The 17,322-nt window shown below is 34.8% G+C and carries 15 protein-coding genes; 2 read left to right on the top strand and 13 right to left on the bottom strand.

What is annotated here, in order from left to right:
- Window positions 1–15 precede the first annotated feature (15 nt).
- The 8 genes from uxuA to ACNQGH_RS02185 form a co-directional block, all read right to left on the bottom strand.
- Window positions 16–1,206, bottom strand: coding sequence for a mannonate dehydratase (gene uxuA / locus ACNQGH_RS02220; RefSeq protein ID WP_417954341.1), 1,191 nt, complete (start codon window positions 1,204–1,206; stop codon window positions 16–18).
- Window positions 1,207–1,234: 28 nt separating this feature from the next.
- Window positions 1,235–2,047, bottom strand: a complete 813-nt coding sequence (locus tag ACNQGH_RS02215; RefSeq protein ID WP_417954340.1) for an SDR family oxidoreductase — start codon at window positions 2,045–2,047, stop codon at window positions 1,235–1,237.
- An 18-nt stretch (window positions 2,048–2,065) separates the two neighbouring features.
- A complete protein-coding gene (locus ACNQGH_RS02210; protein ID WP_417954339.1) occupies window positions 2,066–2,902 on the bottom strand; it encodes an amidohydrolase family protein in 837 nt (278 codons plus the stop codon).
- A 10-nt stretch (window positions 2,903–2,912) separates the two neighbouring features.
- Entirely contained in the window at window positions 2,913–3,710 is a 798-nt protein-coding gene (locus ACNQGH_RS02205) for an SDR family oxidoreductase (protein ID WP_417954338.1), read from the bottom strand.
- 19 nt (window positions 3,711–3,729) lie between these two features.
- Entirely contained in the window at window positions 3,730–4,743 is a 1,014-nt protein-coding gene (locus ACNQGH_RS02200) for a zinc-binding alcohol dehydrogenase family protein (RefSeq protein ID WP_417954337.1), read from the bottom strand.
- A gap of 22 nt (window positions 4,744–4,765) precedes the next feature.
- Window positions 4,766–5,620, bottom strand: coding sequence for a fumarylacetoacetate hydrolase family protein (locus ACNQGH_RS02195; RefSeq protein ID WP_417954336.1), 855 nt, complete (start codon window positions 5,618–5,620; stop codon window positions 4,766–4,768).
- A 58-nt stretch (window positions 5,621–5,678) separates the two neighbouring features.
- Complete coding sequence (locus tag ACNQGH_RS02190) at window positions 5,679–6,443, bottom strand: SDR family NAD(P)-dependent oxidoreductase (protein WP_417954335.1); 765 nt, start codon at window positions 6,441–6,443, stop codon at window positions 5,679–5,681.
- A gap of 695 nt (window positions 6,444–7,138) precedes the next feature.
- Window positions 7,139–9,469, bottom strand: coding sequence for a glycoside hydrolase family 3 protein (locus ACNQGH_RS02185; protein ID WP_417954334.1), 2,331 nt, complete (start codon window positions 9,467–9,469; stop codon window positions 7,139–7,141).
- A 443-nt stretch (window positions 9,470–9,912) separates the two neighbouring features.
- On the opposite strand from ACNQGH_RS02185, the gene ACNQGH_RS02180 reads away from it, so the two are divergent.
- Both ACNQGH_RS02180 and ACNQGH_RS02175 read left to right on the top strand, forming a co-directional pair.
- Window positions 9,913–11,562 carry a DUF6377 domain-containing protein gene (locus ACNQGH_RS02180; RefSeq protein WP_417954333.1) on the top strand — a complete coding sequence of 550 codons (1,650 nt, stop codon included), beginning with the start codon at window positions 9,913–9,915 and terminating at the stop codon, window positions 11,560–11,562.
- A 261-nt stretch (window positions 11,563–11,823) separates the two neighbouring features.
- On the top strand, window positions 11,824–13,599 hold the full coding sequence (locus ACNQGH_RS02175) for a glycoside hydrolase family 13 protein (RefSeq protein WP_417954332.1): 1,776 nt from the start codon (window positions 11,824–11,826) through the stop codon (window positions 13,597–13,599).
- Between the two features lie 224 nt (window positions 13,600–13,823).
- Here ACNQGH_RS02175 and ACNQGH_RS02170 read toward each other — a convergent pair whose 3' ends face one another.
- The 5 genes from ACNQGH_RS02170 to ACNQGH_RS02150 form a co-directional block, all read right to left on the bottom strand.
- Window positions 13,824–14,213 (bottom strand): Dabb family protein, encoded by a 390-nt coding sequence (locus ACNQGH_RS02170; RefSeq protein ID WP_417954331.1) that lies wholly within the window; start codon window positions 14,211–14,213, stop codon window positions 13,824–13,826.
- 216 nt (window positions 14,214–14,429) lie between these two features.
- Window positions 14,430–15,521 (bottom strand): HigA family addiction module antitoxin, encoded by a 1,092-nt coding sequence (locus tag ACNQGH_RS02165; RefSeq protein WP_417954330.1) that lies wholly within the window; start codon window positions 15,519–15,521, stop codon window positions 14,430–14,432.
- A gap of 65 nt (window positions 15,522–15,586) precedes the next feature.
- Window positions 15,587–15,850 (bottom strand): type II toxin-antitoxin system RelE/ParE family toxin, encoded by a 264-nt coding sequence (locus tag ACNQGH_RS02160; RefSeq protein WP_417954329.1) that lies wholly within the window; start codon window positions 15,848–15,850, stop codon window positions 15,587–15,589.
- 298 nt (window positions 15,851–16,148) lie between these two features.
- The gene (locus ACNQGH_RS02155) at window positions 16,149–16,481 is read right to left on the bottom strand and encodes a T9SS type A sorting domain-containing protein (RefSeq protein WP_417954328.1); all 333 of its coding nucleotides are present in this window, start codon (window positions 16,479–16,481) and stop codon (window positions 16,149–16,151) included.
- Between the two features lie 399 nt (window positions 16,482–16,880).
- Window positions 16,881–17,273, bottom strand: a complete 393-nt coding sequence (locus tag ACNQGH_RS02150; protein WP_417954327.1) for a hypothetical protein — start codon at window positions 17,271–17,273, stop codon at window positions 16,881–16,883.
- Window positions 17,274–17,322 lie beyond the last annotated feature (49 nt).

The following is a 17,322-nucleotide window of genomic DNA, read 5'->3' as shown; positions in this document are numbered from 1 at the left end:
AGTATTATAAAAAAATCAATTAAATAAACTTTTTTTGATTCCCATTTCTAATCCTCGTAATTCAGCAAGACCACGCAAACGACCGATAGCAGAATAGCCGGGATTTGTTTTTTTATTTAAATCATCCAACATTTGATGTCCGTGATCCGGACGCATTGGTATAATATTTTTTGTTTCTTTTTCTTTGTTGAGTATTGCTTTTACAACAGCAAACATATCCACATTACCTTCTAAATGATTTGCTTCAAAAAAACTTCCATCACTTTCTCTCTGGGTACTTCTTAAATGAATAAAATTCATTTTAGCACCGTGACGTTCAATCATGCCGGCAAGATCGTTATCCGGTCTTACACCATAAGAACCTGTGCACATAGTAAAACCATTTGAAGGAGAATCCACAACGGCTAACATTGCAGTCAAATCAGCTTCAGTACTTACTACTCTTGGTAAACCAAGGATTGGAAATGGAGGATCATCCGGGTGAATTGCCATTTTTACATGAACACTTTCGGCAACTGGGATGATTTCTTTCAAGAAATAATAAAGATTCGCTTTTAGTGTAGCACTGTCAATGTTTTTATAACCGTCTAAAACTGTCAGAAATTCCTGAACACTGTAAGCTTCTTCCGCTCCGGGTAAGCCTGCAAGAATATTTTGCTGTAGTTTCACTTTGTCAGCTTCGCTCAATGCCTTAAAACAAGCAGTTGCTGCAGCAATTCTTTCTGCTGAATAATCTTTCTCTGCTTCCGGTCTTTTAAGAATAAATAAATCAAAAGCGGTAAATTCGTTAATGTCAAATCGCAGTGCTTTTGATCCATCAGGCATTTCATAAGCTAAATCAGTTCTTGACCAATCCAATACAGGCATGAAATTATAACACACCGTATGAATTCCACAGGCAGCAAGATTTTTAATACTTTGCTTGTAGTTTTCTATATATTGAAGGTAATTTCCTGTTTGTTTTTTAATGTCTTCGTGTACTGGAATACTCTCCACCACTGACCATTGAAGACCTGTTAGTGTATTGTCAACCGCGACATTTTTAAAAGTAATTGTGTTTTTTCTTTTTAAAATTTCCTCTACTTCCCATACTTCCCCATTAGGGATATGATGTAGTGCAGTCACAATACCTGTAGCACCCGCTTGTGCTATATCAGATAATTTAACTGAATCATTCGGTCCGAACCATCTCCATGTTTGTTCCATTTTCGGTATTTTTTATGTTTTTACTTTTTTATATACTTGAAACTCCAAATCCACCGTCAACATTTACAATAATTCCGGTAATGAATTTTGAGGCATCGCTACACAACCAAATTAGTGTTCCTCCCAAATCTTCCGGATTACCAAATCTTCGCATTGGCGTTTGATCGATGATCTTTTTCCCTCTGGCGGTCAAACTTCCGTCAGGCTCTAACAATAAAGTTCTATTTTGCTCTCCAATAAAAAATCCAGGAGCTATAGCATTAACCCGTATCCCTTCTCCAAACTTAGTAGCCATTTCTACAGCCATCCATTTGGTGAAATTATCTACTGCAGCTTTTGATGCCGAATAGCCTACCACACGTGTCAAAGGACGTTGTGCTGTTGCAGAAGAAATATTGATGATTACCCCTTGTTTTTGTTTAGCAAAAATTTCTGAAAAAACTTGTGTAGGCAGTATGGTACCAATAATATTTAAGTCTAATACTTTTTCTAAATCTACAGTCTGCATATTAAAAATAGTATCATTAGGAGCAATAGTTGCTCCTGGGACATTTCCTCCTGCAGCATTGATTAAAATATCAAGGTGTCCATATTTTTCTATTATTAAATCTTTTACTTTTTCTAGTGATGGTTTATCAAGTACATTGGCAGCCACAGCAAAAGCTTCTCCGCCATTTGCCTTTATTTTATTAACGACGATATCAGCCTTGTCTAAGGTTGATCCCATTATCACTGTTATTGCTCCCGATTTTGCCAAAACTTCACCCATTTGACCTCCTAAAACTCCAGATCCTCCCGTGACTAAAGCTACTTTTCCTTTTAAATTGAATAAATTATCCATATATATGTATTATTATTTTTATTGATCGAGTTTATAAAAAGTGTTGGCATTGCCATGCCAAATCAGTTCTTGCTCCTGAGTTGGTAATTGCGAAAGATATTCCTCCAGCGTTTTTACTACCAAATTGTAATCTGCGGCAAGATTGCAAACGGGCCAATCAGAACCAAACATTAGGTTTTCCTTCGAAAAATTTTCAAAAATCACATCGAGATACGGTTTTAGATCATCCATTGTCCATGAATGCCAGTCAGCCTCAGTGACCATTCCTGAAATTTTACACATCACATTTTCTGCTTTTGCTAATTCCTTTATATTCTCTTTCCATGATTGAATGGCTCCTGATTTTATATCAGGCTTTGCAATATGGTCTAAAACAAAAGCTTGATCAGGGAAACGATTAACCAGATCTATTGCTGCAGGCAGCTGGCGATGAAAAACGAGAATATCATAGGTATAACCAAACGGTTTTAATTCACTGATACCGTTACGAAAATCATTTCTTAGCATAAAATCGTCTGGCTCGCCCTGCACTACGTGTCTAAAGCCTTTTAGCTTTTTTTGAGTTGAAAAAGCAGCCAGTCGCTCAGCGATATTGCCATCTAATAAGTCTATCCATCCGACCACACCTTTGATGAAATCATTTTTTGTCGCTAAGTTGAGCAGAAAATTAGTTTCTTCCATTGATTGGCTGGCCTGTACCGCAACACAGCCAGAAAATTTATTTTCGTTCAGTAATGGCAGAAGATCTTCTGGCAAAAAATCCTTTTGAATTTTTTGCATAGCCCCGTCAATCCAACTATCCCGGACAGGATCAAACTTCCAAAAATGCTGATGGGCGTCAATACGTTTATACATAAAGCGCTGTTTAATTTATATCGTTGATTAATGATCGATCCAGATGTACGTACCCTCCGTCTACAAAAACGAATTGTCCGGTAGTGTGCGAAGACCGATCAGAAATAATAAACAGTGCCGTATCTGCTATTTCTTCAGGGCTTGTCATCCTTGCCTCAAACGGTATACTTTTATTTATTTTTGCCAATACCATCTCGCCATCAGGTAACGTTTTTAACCAGTCTTCATAGGCAGGTGTAAGGCTTTCCGCAATGATAATAGCATTAGAGCGGATATCATATTGAATTAAGTCAACCGCCCATTCTCGGGTAAGACCCAATACACCACCCTTAGCCGCGGCATATCCTGAAGTTCCCCCTTGTCCAGTTAAGGCAACTTTAGAGCCGATATTAAGAATATTACCTTTAGATTCCTTAAGGTAGGGAAGTGCATATTTGGTCAGTAAAAAATAGCTTACCAGATTTAGTTTTAAAGAGTCCATGAACTCTTCATAACTGGCATCTAAACCGGCACCATCATTTACTCCCACGTTATTGATAACAGCATCTATTCGTCCGTATTTTTCAATAATTTTTTTTACGGCAGCTTCCATTTGCTCCGGATTGGTTACATCAGTCTGAACAAATAATGAATTCAAACCTCTTTTTTGGAGTTCTTCCGCATAGCCAAAACCTCTGTCGTTGCGGTCTACAAGTACCGGTATGGCACCCTCATCAGCCAGTCTCTTTACAATGGTCTCCCCAATGCTTCCTGGTTTTCCTGCCGATCCTGAAACGACTATAATTTTACCTTTTAATCTTAAATCCATAGCATTTTTGTTATTAAGTTTAATCGAGTTCTATCAACGCTTTGATGACGTTGTTTTTTGGATCAATCCACTTTTCAAATTCAGTTATCATCTCGGTAAAGTCGGCCCTGTGGGTAATATATTTTTTGGGGTCTATTTTGCCATTTTTAAGGCATTCCATCACATAGAGAAAATCATCTTTTGTTGCATTTCTGCTGCTCATTAAAGTGGATTCCCGTTTGTGAAAATCAGGATGACTAAAGCTGAGCTCATCCTTTTGCAGCCCCACTAAAACAAACCGTCCACCATGAGCTATATAATTAAAAGCGCTGTTCATAACGTTGCGGTTACCAGTGGCATCTATAACAACTGTAGGCATATCTCCATTTGTGATTTCCATAAGTCTTGCCGTGACATCTTCATTTGCAGGATTTATGGTGGCGTCAGCATTAAGTTCTTCTTTGCAAAAACGCAGCCTGTATTCGTTGATATCCATCGCTATTACTTTCGCGCCTGCTATTTTTGCAAATTGTATCAGGCCAATTCCTATTGGACCAGCTCCCATAACAAGTACCGTATCGTTTGAATTTACAGCAGCTCTTCTTACACCATGCGCAGCTATAGCAAGCGGCTCAACCAATGCTAGTTGGTCATAGTCCAATCCCTGACCATGCAGTAAATACTGTTCAGGTATGGTGATATATTCTGCCATTCCTCCATCGATATGAACTCCAAAAACGGTAATTTTTGCACAGCAATTCGTAAGTCCATTTCTACAAGCCACACATTCACCACAATGAAAGTAAGGAATAAAAGTTACCTTATCGCCCCGTTTGTAACCTTCAGCTTCGCCTTCAATGTATTCGGCAGCAAGCTCATGCCCTAAAATTCTTGGATATTCGAAATAGGGTTGTGTCCCACCGAAGGCATGGATGTCCGTACCACAGATGCCTATTTTTTTAATCTTTAATAATACCTCACCATCCTTGCGCACCGGCATGGGTTTTTCTTTTAACTTAAACTCTTGGGGTTTTTCGCATACAATGTATTTCATCTCTTAAAATTTTTCTTTATTATTATTTACTGTATGCGACTGCGACTTGTTTGCTTGTACCTAGACCTTCCATTCCTAATTCAACCACATCTCCGGCTTTAAGATAAATTGGCTGTGGTTTGATTCCTAAACCAACGCCAGGAGGCGTTCCTGTACTGATAACATCACCTGGAAGCAATGTCATAAACTGGCTGAGGTAATGAACCAAGAAAGGAATTTTGAAAACTAAATTTGAGGTATTGCTATTTTGGAATTTTTTCCCATTTACTGTCAACCACATTGACAGATTATCTACATCAGCGATTTCATCTTTTGTTGCCATAAAGGGGCCAAGTGGTGCAAATGTATCGCATCCTTTTCCTTTGGTCCATTGTCCGCCGCGTTCCAATTGAAACGCTCTTTCGCTATAATCGTTATGTAAACAGTAACCTGCCACATAATCCATCGCGTCTGCTTCTTCAACGTAACTTGCTTTTTTTCCTACAATAAAGACCAATTCAATTTCCCAATCTGTTTTATCACTGTTCTTAGGAATTATTAAATTGTCATTAGGCCCACACAAGGCAGTAGTCGATTTAAAAAAGATAATTGGTTCTGCCGGTATTGGTGCATTAGTTTCTTTACAGTGGTCAACATAGTTTAATCCAATGCATATTATTTTCGAAGGTCTTGCCACCGGCGAACCCAAACGTACAGAAGCATCAACTTCAGGCAAAAGGGGATTGTTTTCTAAAGCTGCTTTTAATGTTTCTAGTCCATTTCCTTCAAAAAATGTTTCATTATAATCCCCAACAATTGAGGATACATCAAATCTTTTTTCTCCAATTAAAATACCTGGTTTTTCTTTACCAGTTTCTCCAAAACGTATTAGCTTCATTTTTATCTATTTTTTAGTATAATTTTTTTAATAATTGTATCAATAGGAAGAGAGAGACCTAGTTATTTAATTTAATAAATCCTCCATCAATTGGATAATCACAACCGGTAATAAAGCCAGCTTCGTCACTAGATAAGTATAACGCCAAAGCCGCTACTTCATCTGGTTTTCCCATACGACCAATAGGTTGTGACTTAGATAATTTATCAAACATTTCGGCTTCCTTTCCTGGATAATTTTTGGAAATGAATCCATCCACAAACGGTGTATGTACTCTTGCAGGAGAAATGGAGTTACAACGAATATTTTCGGACATATAATCTTTGGCAACCGATAAAGTCATAGCCATTACAGCTCCTTTAGCAGTTGAATAAGCAAAACGATCTGGAATGCCTACCCAAGCCGCAATAGAAGCCATGTTCACAATAACTCCGCCATCTGATTGTCGCAATTGTGGGATTGCTGCATGCAAACAATTGTAAACTCCTTTTACATTGACACTCATAATACGGTCAAAGTCGGCTTCTGGAGTAGTTTCCACTTTACCCACATGTGCTATTCCTGCATTATTGACAAGAATATTAATGTTGCCAATTTTCTCAAATGTTGCCAATACTTCTTGCTGATTGGCCACATTACAAGCATGTGAAAACACTTTTCCACCTGCTGCACGTATTTCCTCGATAGCTGCCTGAGCACTTTCATCAGTTAATTCAATGATATGTACTTCAGCTCCCTGCTTTGCAAATAATGCTGAAATTGCCTTTCCTATGCCGCTTCCTCCGCCAGTAACCACTGCTTTTTTATTCTGTAATGAAAACATGTTTTTTTCTTAGGTTTAAAATTTTAAACTTCTTATAGCGATATTCCACATTGCGATGAAATAAAATCGTCTTGATTAACTGTACTGCTTTTGAAATAATTTTCCACTGGCTACTTTAATCATTACATAAATAAGGCTATGCAATCCTAGAGTAAATGAATCAAAATTGTTTACTTTCTCTCTTTTCCAGTTGCGATTTCTACATTGCCATTAAACTACTTTTATAATATTATCCTGAACTTTCCTGTAAAACATCCGAAAAAGAATAAAAAGGTAATAAAAATAAAAGGCAGCAACCAATTGTATATTTATTCGAAACTCTTTGTATTTGCGTAATCGATTGCACATTCAATCACAAAAATATTTAATTTAAATTAATTAATAATTCAGAGGGCGAAAGATATAAAGATATAGTGACTAAATTGTCTTTTTTAGTTCAAAATTATTCTTGTTTAATTGTTAATTATCTTTGTTTTTTAACAAAATTGAAAAAATAAAATGGCGTCTTGTCAAAACGGTTGTTTTTTTCGTTTATTTCTGGTTAAAATTAGTAGGATGAATTCGAATTAGTCTATTATGAAAAAATTATTTTGAAAAAGAATAGTAATTCGAATTGGCTAAAAAATTAGGGACTGGACATAAAAAAACCACCCACAGATTATTGCAGGCGGTTTAATTACAATTAGTATATCTCATTATTTCGTAACGATGTATTTTTCAGTTCTTTTATCTTTGATTACCCCTTTCCAGTTTAATCCGAAACCAAAATCATACACATTACCGTTACTATCTGTATAAGGAGTCATGTCGTGAGGAACATCTTCCATTTGTTTTTCAACCGTGGACATGTTTAATGGCATTTGTAAAGGCAACAACCCGGAAGGCTCTGTTTTTCCAGAAACAATATCCATTAAAGCTTCTACTTGTACACCAAATTCACCCACTATTGCATCAACTTCTTTTTCAAATTCACCAAAAACCATTGGGTTAGTAATGTTTACAGATACAAGTACCGGCTTCCCGTTCATCGCTTTTTTAGTATCAAGAATCGTATTTAAATCGGGGTAGGAATTTGATTTAGATGTTTTGTTCAAATACGATCTGTTTGTAATCGTTGGATCAACAACGGGATCTCCTGCAGCTATGCTTTTGGCTCGGGCATCCACAGCAGTATAGTCTTTTAATTGTAAATTGATAGGAACATATCCATTTCCACCGGATTCTCTATCCGCTTTACTGTATCCGCCACTTATTGGACTTTTGATAAATATGATAGCAAAATCAGCTTTATTAGGGTTATCCGTGACTGTATAATATTTTTTAATCAATTCTAAATTAATAGGGTATTCAATTTTTTCAGGAACCGGTTGACCAAAAAAGTTGATGCTCGCAGGAGTAACTCTTTTCGGGATATAAACGGTCTTTCCTTTTTGTATCGGCAAGGTGCTATTTTGATTTTTAATCATCACGATAGACTTTAATTGTGTATCATAGCCTGCTTTCATAAATTCAGGTTTACCCACAATTGCTTTTGTCTCATTAGGATCTAAATAAGAATTTTCAAATAGTCCCACTCTAAAAATATTCAGAAGTAAACGAACCGCTGACTGTTCAAAACGGTTACGCATAAAAGTTTCGCCATGTTCTTTAATACCCATTTGGTAAGCTTCAAGCACAGGTTTAATATCATTATTTCCACCAAACTGGTCTACCCCAGCCATCATAACCTTGTAATGTCTTTCGGCAATACTTAATTTCTCAACACCCCATGACTTACCTGCAAAGACATCAGGCGTCGCTCCTTCGTTTGCTGTAATCAGCCAGTCCGTACACACCACACCGTCATAACCATACTTATTTCTTAATAAATCAGTAACGATATATTTACTAAATCCATTTCCAACATTTTCACCGTATTTTTTATCCTGATTATAGGAGATGGTATAATAAGGCATAACCGCCGATGCTTTTTTAGTTTTGCCATTCAATTTAAATGCCCCTTCTAAAAAGGTTTTTAAATGAGTTTCAAAGTTATTACCTGGATAGACTGCAAATTTTCCATAGGCAAAATGACCGTCGCGACCTCCTTCTTCGGGACCTCCGCCTGGCCAATGTTTTACCATTGCATTGACACTTTGGCTCCCCCATCCTTCATAAGCATCAATTGATTTTGGGGATGTTTGAAATCCATCTACATAGGCTCTTGCCATATCCGTTGCTAATTTTGGGTCTTCCCCAAAAGTACCCACAAAACGATTCCATCTTGGTTCTGTCGCTAAATCAATCTGTGGTGATAAGGCTGTGGTAATTCCTAGGGCCCTGTATTCTTTAGCAGCAATGGACCCAAATTTTTCCGTAATAGAGGGGTCAAAAGTGGCAGCCAATCCCAATTCTTCGGGCCATTGTGATATGGAACCACCTGATCCTGCATTGTATTCGGAATCTTTATTGGCTCCATTTCTTGGATCAGAACTGTTGTTAGATGGAATGCCCATTCCAATACCTTCCACTAATGCCTGTATATTGTTGTTCCATTCTGCAGCGACTATTGGACTTTGAACCGAAGTCATTAGCACATGTCGTAAATTATCTTTGGTTAAGAATGCAATTTGCTGATCGGATAAATCCGAAGACTTTGCACCACTTTTAGAAAAAGGTTTTTCATTATAAGTTCCTGTAAACATTCCGGCTTCTTGTGCCGGGACAGATTGATGTCTGCTGTATAACATTAATCCAGCGATTTGCTCTACTGTCATTTTAGAGGCAAGATCTCTGGCCCGTTCCGCCACCGGCTTTCTCCAATCTTCATAGCGATCCAAAGATCCATTTTTGTTCAGGTCTTTAAAAGCGAAACCATTTACCTCTATGATTTTAACTCCCGATTTCGATGAATATCCTAATGTTTGTCCTCCTTTGTTTTGAACAGTAGTATAAGAGCCTTTGGGAGTTTCAGCCCATTTTTTTTGAGCATAAGTTTGCGTTCCGATAAGTAAAATTAACGCAGGTAATACTATTCCTTTTTTCATATTTTGGTTGTTGTATTTGATATGTAAATAGCTTAATTATGTTTGTTTACTATGGTTATCTTATTTTGAGGGATAAAAGCGGCCTCAACAGTGCGGCTTGTTTTCATCCAATCCACGAAAACGATTTCAAATATAATAAATAATGTGTCGTATCAACACAATGAAATAAAAAAATTTTTCAAAAAAGTTTAGAACTAACTAAAAGTAAGGGTTTTAAGAATACTTTGTATAAAATAAAAGTACTATTCTTAAATAATTTAAAAAACAAACAAAAATCTATTATTATAAAAGTCATAACCAGAAGAAGTCTTTCAAAATCTATACCTGAAAATATATTGAACTATTTAAAATGGAAAACAATAATTCCGTATTCAGCTGATTTGTAATTTGTAACCCGTTAAAATAGATTTTTAGCTATTTTTACGTAATTCTAATCAACCAAAATGAATAAATTTTTAGCATTACTTATCGCATTGATATCGCCTATTTTTCTTTTTGGTCAAAGTAAAAATGATTCATTATTAAAAGAATTAGATACTACTGTCAATGAATATGGGTTGTATTTATATCGAAAAGAGACAGATATAAATAAACTCAAAGGGCTTTTGCACTATACTGCTACAGACCTTCAAAAATTCGATATTTATGGTAAATTGTATGTTCAATATAAGACATACCAGTCAGATTCGGCATTAATTTACGCTAGAAAGAGTTTATTAATGTCCCTAAAATTAAAAAATCCGGACAAAGTAAATGAGGCAAAATTAAATGTTGCGTCCATAATGGGAACTTTAGGAATGTATAAGGAATCCCTTGATATATTGGAAACAATAAACATTAATTTGACACCAAATCTAAAGAGAACCTATTATTGGACAAATAGAATTATCTACGGTTATTTGAACGATTATGCTACTTCCAGTCAGGAAAAAAAGGAATATGGTTCCTTGACGAAAAAATACAGAGATTCTGCAATGCTGTATTTTCCACCAAAATCTATACAATTTGGCATTGCCAAATCGGATCAATTATTGGAGCATGGACATCCGGATCAAGCAATACAATTGTTGAATGCATTCTTTTCAAAAACAGCAAAACAAGATCCAGACAGAGCCGTTATCGCCTATGTTATTTCGGAAGGGTATCGATTGAAAAAAGACAAAGAACAGGAAGAAAAGTGGTTGGTCACCTCTGCAATATCCGATTTGCAATTGGTAAAAAAAGAAAATATTTCTTTACGTAAATTGGCTTTCATCCTATACAAACAAGGCGATATAGACCGGGCCTATGCATACACCAAAAGATCGTTAGAAGACGCTCTTTTTTGTAATGCAAAATTGAGAACCTACGAAATATCAAAAATGTTGCCCATTATCAATGAGGCATATCAGAATAAAAATGAAGCCAATAGAATGCAGTTAATCGTTTTTTTAATATGCGCCAGTATCTTATCCTTGTTTTTATTAGTCGTTTTGATACTACTTTTTAAACAAATGAAAAAATTAGCGAATGCCCAAAAAGAAATAAGTTTAGCTAATACGAGACTATCTGTTTTGAACAAAGAGTTAAATGAAATCAATGAAAGGCTAAATCAAACTAATGCAACACTTGCAGAAGCGAGTTTATTGAAGGAAATCTATATTGGCCGCTACATGGATCAATGTTCTGATTACATTGCTAAATTGGAGGAATACAGGCGAAAATTGAATGTAATGGCTACGGCAGGAAAAATGAATGAAATCGTAAAAGCGGTGAAGTCAAATATAGATATGGAGCAGGAATTAAAAGAATTTTACACCAATTTTGACCAGACCTTTTTACAGTTATTTCCCAATTTTATTGATGAGTTTTCGAAATTGTTAGTAAACCAAGAGTTGTTTCATTTGAAACAAAGCGAACTTTTAAACACAGAGTTAAGAATTTTTGCATTAATTCGCTTGGGAATCAAAGACAGTACAAAAATTGCAGAATTTTTAAGATATTCGGTATCGACGATTTACAATTATAGGTCACAAATAAAAAACAAATCTTTAGGACCTAGGGAAGAATTTGAATCTAAAGTCCTATTGATTGGATCATCAGGTAAAAATTAGTCTCTTCGCGGCATTATTAGTTGCCGAAAAGCATTCTTTATTACATTTTTATTTTATAAATCTGCCACTTTTTTTGATAAAAAATTAATCGTAAATAATTCATTTGTAGCTAATTGTAAAAAATATAATTTACTTTTTTTTTACCGGTAAAATTTTAAGCAGGGAAAGAATCTACTTTTACGATATCGAAATATAAGGCAATACTCAAACTTGTTAATAAATCGATTTCGTTTAAAAAACCATTAACTAAAAAAAATTAAAATGAAAGTAGCCTTATCAAGGGGGATGACCTTTGCATTGTTTTGCTTTGGATTATTAGTAACAAACACATCTGTAGCGCAAGATAAAAAAACGACACTTGACCGTAAGTGGTGGAAAGAAGCCGTTGTATATCAAATTTATCCAAGAAGTTTCAAGGACACTGATGAAGATGGAGTAGGAGATTTGAAAGGTATTATTCAAAAATTAGATTATATCAAAAGTTTAGGAATAGATGTGGTTTGGTTGAATCCAATTTACGGTTCACCAAATGCAGATAATGGATATGATATTTCTGATTATCAATCTATTATGAAAGAATTTGGAACCATGGAAGATTTTGATGCATTATTGAAAGGAATGCATCAAAGAGGGTTGAAATTAGTAATGGATTTAGTTGTCAATCACAGTTCGGATCAGCATAAATGGTTTCAGGAAAGCAGAAAATCAAGAGACAATCCTTATAGAGATTATTACCATTGGTGGCCAGCCGAAAAAGGAAAGCCAGCTTTCCGCCCAGGCGCTTTTGAGGCTGACGGAAGTGGTTGGAGATACGATAAACAAACAGATTCTTATTATTTGCATTATTTCAGCTACAAGCAGCCCGATTTGAATTGGGAAAACCCAAAATTGCGTCAGGAAATTTATAGCATGATGAATTGGTGGTTCCAAAAAGGGATTGATGGATTTCGAATGGACGTAATTCCGTTTATCTCAAAAGACACTAATTTTCCGGTAATTACGCAAGCCGATTTAGATAAAGACTATCTAGGTCGCTGGGACGTATACATGGCAAGTGGACCCCATATACATGATTATTTGAAAGAAATGAATCGAGAGGTTTTGAGTAAATATGATGTAATGGCATTGGCAGAAGGTGCTGGAATGACGCTGAAATCAGCTCATGATTTTGTAGATGCCGATAGAAAAGAACTCGATATGGGATATCATTTCGAAGGCACCAATTTAGGATACATTCCTGGTTATTTCAAAAAAATGAATCCAAATTGGAGTTTAATTGATTTCAAAAAAATCTATTCTGATTGGGATGCGGTTTACGATCAAAAAGGATGGGGGACCATTTATTTAGGGAACCACGATCAACCTAGAATGACTTCTCGTTGGGGAAATGACGCACCAGAATTTAGAGCCTTTTCATCAAAAATGTTAACCACTTTTTTACTTTCGATGAAGGGAACACCGTATTATTACAATGGAGATGAAATAGGAATGGTGAATGCAAAATTTAACAAAATTGAAGACTACCGTGACATCGAAACGATTGCAGAATATGAAAAAGTAAAAATTGCGGGTGGTGATTTGAAACAATTTATAGAAGATCAAAAAACTGGAGGAGCCAGAGACAATGGAAGAACTCCTTTTCAATGGAATAGTTCTAAAAATGGAGGTTTTTCAACAGCAGAACCTTGGTTGAAAGTAAATGACAATCATACTACTTTGAATGCAGAAGCCCAAGAGAAAGATCCAAATTCGGTATTGAATTACTTTAGAAAAATGACCAAACTTCGTAAATCAAATCCCGTTTTAGTTTACGGGAAATATACTCTTCTAGACAAAGACAATCCGAATGTGTATGCTTATATCAGAGAATTGGATGGTAAAAAGGTATTGGTTTTATTGAATTTTTCTTCAAAAGAAGCTATCGCAACTACAGGAATTAACTTAAAAAACGCAAAAGTGTTGATTAACAATTATGCCACTGTATCAAAAAGAGGAACACTTAGACCTTATGAGGCTCTTATATTAGAGTTGAAATAAGAGATAGTAGTTTTATTAATAATTTACTATATTGTCTAAGTCTAACATTTAAAAAAGGACGATATAGTAAATTGTTTTTTTAATAAAAAACAAAAAACTTCCTTTAAGTTAAGAGGAAGTAAAGCTAAAACTTTGCTAAAATTTTGCGCATAGGAAAGGTTTCAAGAAATAAATCTTGAAACCTATAATTTTACTGGATTGGGAGCGACCGACCCTCTTCAACGTTATACGTCTTGAGAATCAAAAACAACTACCTTTTTCCATAAATGAGAATGGTTCTTTACAAAAGCCTGATGAATTGGATGATCCTGATATATTTTTTGACCCGCTTCATTATCAAAATACAAAAGCTCTGAAACATCCCAAGAGGTGTCTACTACCTCACGCTTCTCGGTGGAAGCTAAAACTCCCACATGAATTTGACGAATAGTCGGAATGCCCGCTAAGGTTTTTAAACCGGAAATCAATTGCTGTTTGTGAGCCTCCGATTGGGGGTTCTTTAACCAAAAAAAAACGTGGTGCAACAAGGGTTTTTTCTTTGGACGCATTGCAAAGCCCATAATACCTGCAACTCCAAATAAAGCTGCGGAACCAATAAATCTTCTACGTATCATCAATTACTTTATTTTAATATGTAAATATCGAAATTTAAAAAATGAAAAAAGGTAAAATAGCACCTTTATTTTATCTCTGATTTTTAAAATAGTTGGGCAGGAAATTTTGTTTCATTTTCTATACCTTGTGTCTCTCCAAACCACAAACTAGGGAACTCATCAAAAATGAAGACAATGGTTGATCTGCAATTGGGTTCTAATTGTCTACTTAATTTACTACCACAATTTTTTATCGATACCAGTAGTAATAGCATATTGTTTGTTTTCATGACTTATTCTTCCACGAATTATAGCTGGATTAATCTTGTTTTCTTTAGAAAATTTAAAAATTTTAGCGTCAGAGAAATCAGATTGGTTGTTAATTATTGACCAAATTGACGGAGGTATTAAATGATCTTTAGCATACTCATCTGCTTCTTTTTCAATGTATTCCAAGTGCGAAATTTTTGAGGATAAATCAAAAAATTCTAGCTCTTTATCTCCTTTTAAATGCAAATCGATATGTCCGATTTCGTGCATAATAGTAAAAGCAAAATTGTCAATTCTGTTGTGTCTTAACGTTAATGCTATGGTAGGATTATCGCCTGACCAAAAGGTATAACCATCAATAGGTGTTTGTTCTAGTTTTGGAACTAAGATGAATTTAATTCCATATTGATTTAGTTTAGTTGCGACTTGGTTCACTGCATCTTTATTTTGAAAAAAAATAGTCTGAAGCTCCTGAATTAAATTGGGTAGTTTTTCAGGATCAAATGCATTAACCTGTTGTTTTTTAGCTTCATATTTAGCAACAACATTCCATGCCAAAACATTTTTTTCGCTGATTTTTAATTTGTCTGATTTTCTGAAAAGAGAAAATTTCTGTTTTGCCGATAAGCCTACTAAATCATCTACATTATTAATGTTGTACACTTCTTTTATTTTGGCAATATCGGTAGTTAATTCATCAACTAAGTAGCCTAATTTTCTAAAATAATTTACAGGTACATATTCTTTTATAATTTTCCAGATATCAATATTTACTACTTTTTGAATATTTTTTTCTTTTATCCTAGCCAAATCCAGCTCGTATTGCGATTGAAAACGTAACCAATACTCTGCTGAAATGCCTAATGTTCTTTCCAGTAGGATGGCTAAATCAGCCGTAACGGGTCTTTTTCCTTTGATGATTTCGTTAAGCATTGTTTTGTGCATACCAATCTCAACGGCAAAATCTTTTTGGATGATTTTTCGAGCATCCAATTCGTCTTTCAATACTTCTCCTGGATGCGTGGCTTCAAATGGAATAGGTTGGAGTATAGTTTTCATAATAGTTTTTACTTGTAGTGATTGCTTAATTCGATTATGGAACAGATGGTAATAGTGTTGGGTTCTTAACCTTCTACGGATGTTCTAAATTCAATGCGGTACTGGTCATTAACTCGGATTGATTCAAGACCCTTTTTGGTGCCACTTAATTTTTCATAATTTAAGCTGATAAAAGGAAACAAGTCTTCAACACGATTAGCAGTTTTTAATTTGTCTATGGCCCGCTTATATTGTTTTATCACTGTGGGCTGAAATCTGTATTTTTTATTTTTAGATTTTCCTTCAGTGTAGAGTTCGGCTAAATGCTCTTTTTCAAATTCGACTACCATATTTTGGTTTTTCGTGGTACAAATGTACAATAATTAATCATTAATGTTCACTAAATAAGTGAACTATTTTATGATAATGCAAGCATTTCCTGCAAATTGAGATTTGCCAATTCTATTTTGGAATAAGACGGATTAAAATTACTATTAGCGAACAAGCGATTGAGAAGAGAATTGTCTCTATTCCGCAATCGCTTGTCTTTTAAATTTTCAAAATATAGGGTCTGCACTTTTTTTTAAATATATCAAAATTTACAGTTTTTTTTAATATTAATAATTGAAAGTCTGCTTTTTTGGCAAACTACAATTTAATTATCTTTTTCGTTGCATTGCCTCCAAAAGTATATATTTTCAAAAGATAGTTGCCATTAACCAGGTTTTGGAGTGATATTGTACTTTTAGTATACTGAGCAACAAATTGACCTACACTATTAAACATTTCGATTTTTTCCAAAATGAATTCGTTTGGTATTGTTACAGTGACAATATCATTTGTAGGATTTGGGAATGCTTTCACTAAAATCTCTTTGTCAAACGACTTAGTTGATAAGCCTTTTGCAGTTATTTCAAATTTATTTGAAACAGAAAATTCAGAACCGGAATAAGAGGCATCAATTGCCTGTGTACTGACCAATATGGAACATTGTGAAGTGCAATTCGGAATTTAAAATAGGAACCTTGAGATTTTAGGAGGGTACCGCAATGGGCACCTTTTTTTATCAAACAAACAATGAAAGTTGTCAAATGAAAATTTCCATTTTTTAATAGAACATCGTGAAGTATTGATTTGCTATAGGCTTAAAACAAAAAAGACCTTACATTGCTGTAAAGTCTTTTTAAAAAGCTCCCTCTCTTGGGCTCGAACCAAGGACCCTCTGATTAACAGAAGGAGATAAAGGTTTACTTTTTTGTTGCAAACAGCATCATTTTATTTCATAAACAGCATTTAACCAAATATATAGAAGTGATTTTTATTTCATCCTTTTTCATTTAAAATCTTTCTTTTTCATCTATTTTCGGAGAGTTATTTGACCTATATTCGACCCAGTTTGATTATACCATCTATTAGATGGATCATTTTATTCTTTTTCTTTGTGAAAAACAACGTTGAGATATTTTCATTAATTTCTACCACATATATTATCTTGCTGCTGGTATTTAAAGATTCTATTTCAGCAAGAAATTTTAAATAACAATCTCCTTTAATAAAATAGAAAACACCCGCAAGAAAATCACAATTGTAAGCTAATAGGATTTTATTAATTTCACAATCAAAAATACTGATTTTATCTTTACCGATATACTGGTAAACTTCATATCTCAAATTTTTATCCAATACAGTTGTTACCCAATCTAACTCAAATTCGTATTTTCCATACTGCTCTCCTATTTTAAATTTTAACTCTTTTTGTAGTTTTCTTTTCATTGGTGCTGTATTAAATAATAAAACCACCCTTATGAGGTGGTCAAATAAA

Source organism: Flavobacterium kochi, assembly GCF_048286715.1.
Taxonomy (GTDB): Bacteria; Bacteroidota; Bacteroidia; order Flavobacteriales; family Flavobacteriaceae; genus Flavobacterium.
The sequence above is the reverse complement of the archived record's forward strand: the minus strand, read 5'-3'. Positions and strand labels throughout refer to the sequence as shown.

What these genes read in the sequence shown, in the direction of transcription:
- uxuA (WP_417954341.1), bottom strand. Translation starts at nt 1,206, where the DNA reads ATGGAACAAACATGGAGATGGTTCGGACCGAATGATTCAGTTAAATTA.
- ACNQGH_RS02215 (WP_417954340.1), bottom strand. Translation starts at nt 2,047, where the DNA reads ATGGATAATTTATTCAATTTAAAAGGAAAAGTAGCTTTAGTCACGGGA.
- ACNQGH_RS02210 (WP_417954339.1), bottom strand. Translation starts at nt 2,902, where the DNA reads ATGTATAAACGTATTGACGCCCATCAGCATTTTTGGAAGTTTGATCCT.
- ACNQGH_RS02205 (WP_417954338.1), bottom strand. Translation starts at nt 3,710, where the DNA reads ATGGATTTAAGATTAAAAGGTAAAATTATAGTCGTTTCAGGATCGGCA.
- ACNQGH_RS02200 (WP_417954337.1), bottom strand. Translation starts at nt 4,743, where the DNA reads ATGAAATACATTGTATGCGAAAAACCCCAAGAGTTTAAGTTAAAAGAA.
- ACNQGH_RS02195 (WP_417954336.1), bottom strand. Translation starts at nt 5,620, where the DNA reads ATGAAGCTAATACGTTTTGGAGAAACTGGTAAAGAAAAACCAGGTATT.
- ACNQGH_RS02190 (WP_417954335.1), bottom strand. Translation starts at nt 6,443, where the DNA reads ATGTTTTCATTACAGAATAAAAAAGCAGTGGTTACTGGCGGAGGAAGC.
- ACNQGH_RS02185 (WP_417954334.1), bottom strand. Translation starts at nt 9,469, where the DNA reads ATGAAAAAAGGAATAGTATTACCTGCGTTAATTTTACTTATCGGAACG.
- ACNQGH_RS02180 (WP_417954333.1), top strand. Translation starts at nt 9,913, where the DNA reads ATGAATAAATTTTTAGCATTACTTATCGCATTGATATCGCCTATTTTT.
- ACNQGH_RS02175 (WP_417954332.1), top strand. Translation starts at nt 11,824, where the DNA reads ATGAAAGTAGCCTTATCAAGGGGGATGACCTTTGCATTGTTTTGCTTT.
- ACNQGH_RS02170 (WP_417954331.1), bottom strand. Translation starts at nt 14,213, where the DNA reads ATGATACGTAGAAGATTTATTGGTTCCGCAGCTTTATTTGGAGTTGCA.
- ACNQGH_RS02165 (WP_417954330.1), bottom strand. Translation starts at nt 15,521, where the DNA reads ATGAAAACTATACTCCAACCTATTCCATTTGAAGCCACGCATCCAGGA.
- ACNQGH_RS02160 (WP_417954329.1), bottom strand. Translation starts at nt 15,850, where the DNA reads ATGGTAGTCGAATTTGAAAAAGAGCATTTAGCCGAACTCTACACTGAA.
- ACNQGH_RS02150 (WP_417954327.1), bottom strand. Translation starts at nt 17,273, where the DNA reads ATGAAAAGAAAACTACAAAAAGAGTTAAAATTTAAAATAGGAGAGCAG.